General features: G+C 77.4%; 3 protein-coding genes. All 3 read right to left on the bottom strand.

All coding sequences use genetic code 11. From position 1 onward, the window contains the following. Positions 1-14: 14 nt before the first annotated feature. Positions 15-3,350 carry a non-ribosomal peptide synthetase gene (locus ABD308_RS19685; RefSeq protein WP_344336459.1) on the bottom strand — a complete coding sequence of 1,112 codons (3,336 nt, stop codon included), beginning with the start codon at positions 3,348-3,350 and terminating at the stop codon, positions 15-17. Positions 3,351-3,882: 532 nt separating this feature from the next. Then, positions 3,883-5,898: a S9 family peptidase gene (locus ABD308_RS19680; protein ID WP_344336457.1), complete on the bottom strand. Its 2,016-nt coding sequence runs from the start codon at positions 5,896-5,898 to the stop codon at positions 3,883-3,885. Then, entirely contained in the window at positions 5,895-8,663 is a 2,769-nt protein-coding gene (locus ABD308_RS39740) for a lanthionine synthetase LanC family protein (protein WP_425554803.1), read from the bottom strand. Before ABD308_RS39740 ends, ABD308_RS19680 begins: the two co-directional genes overlap by 4 nt. Between the last annotated feature and the right edge of the window lie 29 nt (positions 8,664-8,692).

Genomic DNA, 8,692 nt, shown 5'->3' with positions numbered 1-8,692 from the left:
TGTGTCGCGGGCGCTCATTCCTGGTCCCCCTGGTCCTCCCGGTGGGCGGCCTCCTCGGCGAGCAGCCTCGACCAGCGGCGCAGCGAGGTGCCCACCGGGGCCGGCCCGGCGCCGTCGCGGTGCGGCCCGGCGGCGGCCTCCGCGAGGTCGCCCAGCAGGACGCGCCAGGAGACCCCGTCCACCGCGAGGTGGTGGACGGCCAGCAGCAGGTGTCCGGGCGCGGCCGGGCCGGCGTCGAGCCAGACGGCCTGCCACATCACGCCGTTCCCGGGCGCCAGCCGCTCCCAGGCGAGCTCGGCCTGGCGTCGCGCGGCCTCGCGCAGCGCGTCCCCGGTCAGCCCGGTGACGTCGTGGCGGGTGAGCCGGTCCGCGAGGTCGGCGCCGGGTTCGGTGATCTCCAGGCCCCAGGGCGTGTGGTCGTCCGCGCGGTGCAGCCGCAGCCGCAACGCCTCGTGATGGTCCGCCACCGACCGCAGCGCCGCCGCCAGCGTCGGCCGGTCGACGCCGGCGGGCAGCCGGACGAACATCGACTGGTTGAACCGGTCGACGGGACCGCCCAGTTCGCGCAGCCGTTCCATCACCGGAGTCGGGGCCAGCGGACCCGGTCCGGCCTCGGTGTCCTCCTCGGCCACGGGGTGGGCCTCCTCGCGCGCCACCCTGGCCAGGTTCGCCGGGCTGCGGTGGTCGAAGACGTCCCGGGGCGTGAACACCAGGCCGCGGCGCCGGGCCCGGCTCACCAGCTGGATCGAGGTGATGCTGTCCCCGCCGAGCGCGAAGAAGCCGTCGTCGGGGCCGACCCGGGGCACGCCCAGGGTCTGCGCGAAGAGCTCGCACAGCAGTTCCTCGCGCGAGGTCCGCGGCGCCCGGCCGGTGTCGGGGTCGCCCCCGGCCGGGTCCGGCACCGGAAGGGCGGCCCGGTCGAGCTTTCCGTTGGCGGTGACCGGCAGCCGGTCCAGCACGACGTAGCCGGCCGGGACCATGTAGCCGGGCAGCTCGCCCGCGGTCCGCTCGGCGAGTTCGGTGACGTCCGGTGCGGCGCCGGGCCGCGGGACCACGTAGGCGATCAGCCGGGTGGCGCCCGCCGGGGTGTCGCGGGCCAGGACGACGGCCTGCGCGACGTCCGGGTGCCCGGCCACCACCGCCTCGATCTCGCCGGGTTCGATCCGGTGGCCGCGGACCTTCAGCTGGCCGTCGGTGCGACCCAGGTAGTCCAGCGTGCCGTCGGGCAGCCGGCGGGCGAGGTCGCCGGTGCGGTACATCCGGGTTCCCGGCGCGCCGTACGGGTCGGCGACGAAGCGGTCGGTGGTCGCCGAGGGCCTGTTGAGGTAGCCGCGGGCGATGCCGGTGCCCGCCAGGTACAGCTCGCCGGGCACTCCGGCCGGGACTGGGCGCAGCCAGCGGTCCAGTACGTAGGCGCGGGTGTGCGGCAGCGGACGGCCGATGGGCGGGGCGACCACCTGGTCGTCGGCGCACCGCCAGTCGGTGGCGTACACCGTCGCCTCGGTCGGCCCGTAGAGGTTGACGATCTCCGTGTCTGGGAGGCACTGCCGGATCCGCCGTACCAGCGGACCGGGCAGGGCCTCGCCGGCCAGGACGATCCGCTGCGCCGCGAAGCCCGGCGACGGGTCGCCGAGCAGCCCGGCCAGAGCCGACGGGACGCCGCTGATGAGCGAGCCCCGCCAGGGCCGTTCGGCCAGCTCCAGCAGGTCACGGACGATCTCCAGCCGGCCGCCGGCGGCCAGCGGGGCGAACAGCTCGAACACCGAGACGTCGAAGGAGAGCGAGGTCGAGGCCAGCACCTGCCGCAGTCCGTCGGCGCCGAAGCGCTCCACCGCCCATCCCACCAGCGCGTTCATGGCGGCGCGCGGCACCGCCACGGCCTTGGGGCGGCCGGTGGAGCCGGAGGTGTAGATGACGTAGGCGAGCGAACCGTCCGGCGCGGACGGGAGGGCGCCGTCCGGGAGGGTGCCGTCCGGGACGGCGTCGGACGGGACGGCCGGGTCGCCGTGCGCGCCGGGGCCGTCCACCGCGAGCCGCGCCAGCCGGTCCGCCGGCGGCAGCCCCGGCACCTCCTCGCCGCCGGTGAGCACCAGCACCGGCGCGGCGTCCTGGATCATGAACGCGGTCCGCTCGGCGGGGTGCCGGTGGTCCAGCGGCAGGTAGCCGGCGCCGGACCTGAGCACGGCCAGCAGCGCGACCAGCAGTTCGGCCGAGCGCGGCACCGCCACCGCGACCAGGTCCTCCGGTCCCACGCCGCGGGCCCGCAGCCGCCGGGCCAGCCGGTCGGCCCGCTCGTCGAGCTCGCCGTAGGTCAGCGCCCCGGTCGGGCCGACCACCGCCGTGCGGCCGGGCTCCCGCGCCGCCCGGTCCCGCACCGCGTCGGCCACGGAGACCGGGGCGGCCGGCCGGCCGGTGTCGTTCCACTCCTCGGTGAGCAACCGCGTCTCGGCCGGCTCCAGGGCCTCGATCCGGTCCGTCCGGGTGTCCGGTCCCGCCTCGGCGATCTCCCGCAGCAGCCGGGTGTACCGCCGCACGACCCGCTCGGCGTCGTCCGCCGTGAACAGGTCGGGCCGGTAGGTGAACTGCAGGTCGAGCGCGGCGCCCGGGGTGGCGATCAGGGCCAGCGGGTAGTGCACGGCGTTGTGGGTGCGGACGGCGTCGACCCGCAGGCCGGCCCGTCCGCCGCCGTTCAGGGCGTCCGGGTCCAGCGGGTAGTTCTCGAACACGGTGAGCGTGTCGAAGAGTTCGCCGTCGGCTCCGGCCAGCCGCTGGATCTCGGCGATCCCGAGGTGCTGGTGGGCGGCGAGGCGGGACTGCTCGTCCTGCAGCCGGGCCAGCAGCGCGCCGATCCGCTCCTCGGGGCGCAGCCGCAGCCGCACCGGGACGGTGTTGATGAAGCAGCCGATCATCGTCTCGGTGCCCGGAAGCTCGGGCGGCCGCCCGGAGACGGTGGTGCCGAAGACGATGTCCTCGCGCCCGGTCAGCCGGCTCAGGAGGAGCCCCCAGGCGGCCTGAACGACCGTGTTGAGGGTGACCCCGTGCGCCCGGGCCTGCCCGGCCAGCGCGGCGGTGACGGATTCGGACAGCCGGACGGAGCGGGAGTCGGGCGCCACGGAGACGTGGGCGTCACCGTGCGGGGCCAGCCGGGTCGGCGCGTCGAGTCCGTGGAGCGCCGCTCGCCACGCCTGGTCGGCGGCGGCCCGGTGGCGCCCGTGCGGGTCGGCCTCGGGGCTGTCGTCGGCGGCGGACCGGCCGCGGTGGCGACCGTGTGACGCGGTGTCCTCGGCCGTGGTCTCGTCGGCGTCGGTCCCGTTGACGGGTCCGGTGGTGTCGGTGAGGGTGTCGGACATCAGAATCGTCTTTTCCTTGCGAGGGTGCAGGTGTTTCGGCGCCCGGCCGGCACATCGTGGGCGCGGTCGGGGCGTGGCCGGTGATCGCGGCCCGTACCCCGGCCGCCACCTTAACCGCCGGAGCGGGCGAGATCCTATCGAGATCACGACGACCGCCCGGGGAGCGGCGCGGCCCCGGGCGCCCCTGGGTGCCCCGGCGGCGCGGCCGCCTCCGGCCGGCGGCCGATCGGCCCGGCGGGCGGCCTCGTCGAGAACGGCGACCGGTGCGAGGGAGAAGGGATAGGTCCGTACCAAAGCGAGCAGTTGGCGCTCGCCGGCCCACCGGCAGCGCGGCCGGTACGGAATCCCGTTGCCGCCCGGGGCTGCGCACGGCAAGGAGCTCGCCCGGCACCGGTGCCGGATCCGGCCCGGTGGTCAACGACTCGACGCTCGGGCGCCGGCCGTGGACGTGGCCAGTGACGCGCGGCGGTCGTGCGGGCGCCGTTCGACATCGCCTGGTGATGATGCGGGCCGGTGCGGCATGCTGAAGGGGCTACCCCGGCCGACCGGTCCGCAGGAAGGTGGCGAGCAGTTCGTGCAGCACCGCGCCGCCCTCTTCGGCGAGGACCTCGTGTCCGGCGCCCGCTGCCTCGACGTAGCGGAAGTCGGCCCCCTCCGTGCGTCCGATCCGCAGCAACTCGTGCCGCAGCGAACGCGATTGGCTTACCGGGACGACCTCGTCACGGTCGCCGTGCACGACCAGCAGCGGCGCCCCGATCCGGTGCGCGAGCTGGAGCACGTCGCGCGGCCCCCGGGCGTCCGTGATCGGCTCGCCGCCGCCGAGCCGGTCCGTCAGCGCCCTTACGGGGGAGGAGGCTTCGGCCAGTAGTCGGGCGCCCGACAGGAACGGTGCGACGACCGCGCAGCGTGCCACGTGCCCGGCGGGCGCGTGCGCCGTCGCCAGCAGGGCGAGGAACGCGCCGTAGCTGACCCCGAACAGGGCCGGCGGCTCCAGGCCGAGCGCGGCGCGCTGGCCGGCGACGGTCTCCAGCAGGTGCAGCACGTCGTCGAGGTCCGGCCCGCCCCAGGCGCCCCGGATGGCCATCGCGTGCGCCAATCCGTAGCCCGTGGAGCCCCGTTGGTTCGGCGCGAGCACGGCCAGGCCCTCGGCCGCCATCCGTTGCAGGGCCGGGTCGAACTCCAGCCGCCAGGCGTCCGCCGGACCGCCGTGCAGTGCCAGCGCCAGATGCGGGCTGCTCAGCCAGGCGTCCCCGCCGTACACCACCGCCTCCAGCGGGCCTGCCGGGCCCGCGAGTTCGAGGCTCTGTGCGGGATGCCAGCGGCCGCCGTCGCCGGGTTCGGCGGAGCCGTCCAGGCGCCAACCGGGCGGCGCTGTGCTGGAGTTCGCGCGGCCGATGGCGCCCGGGCGCCAGGGCAGGACGGTGTCCCGCCACGGTCCCGGCAGGCCGGAGCCGAGCGGCGCGAGTTGCAGCGGCAGCGGCACCGGTGTCGGGGCGGACACGGTGGCCGCCGGGTCGTGCGCCAGCAGCGCGTCCACGTCCAGGGCGGCGAGCGCGGTCGGGTGGTCGGGCGCCGAGTACGGCACCCGCAGGCCGCCCGCCGACCAGTGCCCCACCGCGCCGATCCGCCCGGGCGGGACCGGCAACGGGTCCAGCCGTCCGGCGCTCGGCCGCCACAGCGCGAGCGAGCAGCCCGCCCCGTGGTCGACCTGGACGGCCACCTGGGCCCCGTCCGCACCTGGGCGCAGCGCCACCGGCCGCAGGAACATGCCCGCGACGTGCAGGGCCTCCGGGAACCGCAGCGGCTCGCCGCCGCCCAGCACGCCCCAGCCGATCCGGTCGGTGCCGGGCGCGTCGCTGCGTACCATCGCGAACCGGCTGTCCGGGTCGAACAGCACCAGCCGGTCGTTGCTGCGCTCGCCGATCTCCAGCAGCGGGGTGACGCCGCCGGTGCGCAGGTCGAGCGCCACGGTGCGGACCAGGCCGTCGCTCACCCGGTCGAGCGCCAGCAGTGCGCCGGCGTGGTCCAGCCAGACGCCCCCGCCGTGCAGGCCGGGGATCTCGGCGACCTGCTGCGGTGCGGAACCGTCGGTCCGCACCAGCCAGACGGTGGTGGCCGGCCGGGTGTCGCTGCCCACGGCCAGGGCGACCGGCGTCCGGGGATCGGACGGCGCGCCCGCCGGGAGCGGCAGGAGGCGCAGGCCGGGCATGCGCAGGGTGCCCAACGGCCGCTCGGCCGCGACGGGTTGACCGTCCGGGACGGTGGCGTTGTGGAGCGTGACCAGGTCGTGGCGCTCGCCGTCGTGCCGGCAGACCAGCACCGAACCGTCCGGTAGGGCGACCAGTTGGGAGCGGGGGCTCTCGAAGCGGTTGCCCGGCAGGTGCAGCCCGGTCGGTGTGGCGGGGCCGTCCGCCGGTAGGCGCCAACTCTCCACGTACCAGCCGCCGTCGGCGGCGGAGGCGAGGCAGGCCGCGTGGCCGCCGTCGGCGGCGAAGGTGAAGCCGAGCCGGCGCAGCGCCTGGGTGGTGGCGCGGGTGGCCACGTTCATGCCGCCACCGCCCCGGTCGGGTTCGGGGCCGCCGGGTCCACCCAGAGCCGTGGGCCGCCGTGTCGCAGCCGCAGGAGGAAGGCCAGCGCACCCGCCGTCCCGGTGCCGTATGCGGCGGCGGTGCCGGTGCCGGTCTCGTCCGGCAGGACCAGCAGGCCGTCACGCAGGGCCGATCGGGCGGCGATGAGGGAGCCGAACTCCTGGGCTGCGGAGTGGAATTCTGGGTCGCCGGTGGCGTGGGCGAGGTCGAGGAGGAACTCGCCGCCGCCGGCCAGGCCGTGGCAGGCGGTGATGTCGCTGTGCCAGCGGTCGGCGATCACCGCCCGCCCGGCGGCCACGGCCAACCGGTGCGCCTCGGCGTCACCGGTGGCGCGCCAGAGCCGGACGAGGAAGGTGCCGACGCCGGAGGAGCCGCTGCACCCGTGCGCCAGGCGGACGTGTCCGGGGTCGTCGGCGCTCTGCGGCCACCAGGCGGTTGGGCCCCGGTCGGCGGCCGGGGAGCCGGGGCGGGCGGTGGTGGCGAGCGTGCGGCCCGCCGCGCGGGCTCCGTCGAACAGGGCGCTGGTGAGTCGGGCGCCGTTGAGTAGGGCGCCGCCGGGGGAGGCCTCGCCGGTGAACGTGCCAGAGGTCTCGTCGATGGCCTCGGCGGCGGCCAGCAGGAAGGTGCCGATCCCTGCCACGCCGTGTGCGAAGCCGAGGCGGGTGGTTCCGGCGAGCGCCGAGTTGAAGTCCTGCGGCACCGGCCACACCGTGCCGTACGGCGCCTCGCGTGCGGCGGCGAGCAGGCCCTGGCCGCAGCGCAGCGCCCGGCTGAGGTACCAGGGTGGTCCCGCCACCGATTCATTCAAGTCATGAGCCGCGAAACGGAGTTGGAGGAAGCCGGAACCGGCCGCGCCGTGGCGGACGTCCGGGTTGGGCCACTCCACGGCGATCCGGTCGGCCAGCTCGGCCGCTCGCCCGGCCAGGGCGTGGTCGCCCAGCGCGCCGGCGGCGTCCAGCAGGGCCCAGGCGGCGCCCGACCGGCCGCAGTGCAGACCGGGCAGGACCGCCGGCTCGGCGGCGCACCGGCGCTCGATCCAGTTGGCGGCGATCCGGGTGGTCGTTCGGGCGCTCTCCCGGACGACCCCGGGCAGGCCGGTGGTCGCCGCCGCCCGGGCGAGGACGGCCAGCACTCCGGCGGCGCCGTGCTGCACGTTGCACGGGTCGGAGCGTTCGCCGGCCGGCACCACGGGCCAGAGCCGGTCCCACCGGGACGGCGTGGCGGTGGCGGCGAGATGCCGCAGCCCGTCGTGCAGCACCTGGTCGAGGACGGCCGCCCCGCCGTCGCCGCTCGCGCCACGGCCGGCGGGTTGGGGGCGTGCGGGGGACGGGGCGTCGGGGCCGGCGGTTGCCGGGGGCGGGGGCGGCGGGATCTCGTGGGCGCCGGGGCCATGGGCGTGCTCCCTGGTGGCGCGAGAAATGGACGGGCCGTCGGGGTGGCCGGTGTTCGGCGGCGACGGCCTGCGGGGGGCGTCGGGGCCGCCGGGGCAGGGGGCCTCGTGTGCGCTGGGCGGAGCGGCGTGGCCGTTTCCGGCACCATCCGGTTCCGGGGCTTCCGTCTCCCAGAACGAGGACGGGGTTACGCGCGCGCCGCCCCCGGGCGCGGGTCGCCACGGGTCGGCCGGGTGGTGCGCCTCGCCGCTGTCGTCGGGCGCCCCCTCGGTGACCGTGATGCCGTCGGAGGCGTCCGGCGGCTCCGGCCAGGGGCTTGGGGCGGCCGTCAGGGACTCCCGGACCCGCGTCGTGGTCCAGCGGTGGTGCGGGTGCTCGGCGCGGAGGCCGAGGACGGCCGGGGCGAGCCGGCGGGCGGTGGTGCCGCAGCGGGCGGCGAGGGCGAGCCAGCGGCCCAGCCGGTCGGCGACCGGGCGGGCGTGCGGGAGGTCCTCGGGCAGCAGCGGGTCGTGACCGGTGGCGAGGAGGAAGAGGAGTCCGCCGAGCGCGTACAGGTCGGCTTCCGGTTCGGCCGTGCGGGCGCCGTCGCCGCGGCGGCCCGCCGCGAGGCCCGCGAAGGGCCCGCCGCTCCGTGTGCCCGGCGCGGTGGCGCCGTCCCCGGTGACCAGGGCGAGCCGCCCCGGCCCTTGCTCGGGGGCCCGGTAGCCGGGAGCGCCGGCCGAGCCGGCGCGGCTGCCGGCTTCGGTGGCCGACTCCAGGTCGACCAGCCGCAGCGAGCCGTCCGGCCGGACGAGGACGTTGCCGGGGCAGAGGCCGCGTAGCACGAGGCCCTGTTCGTGGACGCGTTCGACGAGGTCGAGCAGGGCGTGCGCCATCGGTCCGGCCTCGGCCCAGTCGACGTCCGGGCTGCCGTAGCGGCGCAGCCGGGCCGTGACCCAGCCGCCCAGCGGCTGTCCGGCGATTCGTTCCTGCACGAGGAAGAGCGAGTCGTCCTGCTCGACGAGTTCCACCGGGCGCGGCGCCAGTCGCAGGCCCTCCAGCCTGGCGAGCAGGGCGGCCTCGTGCCGCAGCGCGGCGCGCGCGTCCGTGCCGGCGCGGTCCACCTCGATGTGCGCGCGGGCCTGTTTGACCACGACCTCGGCGCCGCCGTCGGTGTCCCGGCCGAGGAAGACGCCGCCCTCGGCGCCCTGCCGGATCGCCCCGGTGACCACGTACCGCCCGCCGAGCAGGACACCGCCGCTGCCGCGCCGCCGTGGCGTCGGCCGCCCCGCTCCCGGCCGGTACCCCGGCCCCTCGCCGTCCGCCCCACGCCTGCCGCCGTCCGCCCCGGCCATGCCGCCGCCGGCCCCACTCCTGCCGCCGC

This window comes from Kitasatospora putterlickiae (genome assembly GCF_039527695.1).
Lineage (GTDB): Bacteria > Actinomycetota > Actinomycetes > Streptomycetales > Streptomycetaceae > Kitasatospora > Kitasatospora putterlickiae.
Note: the sequence above shows the minus strand (reverse complement) of the source record. Positions and strands in the feature narration are given on the sequence as shown.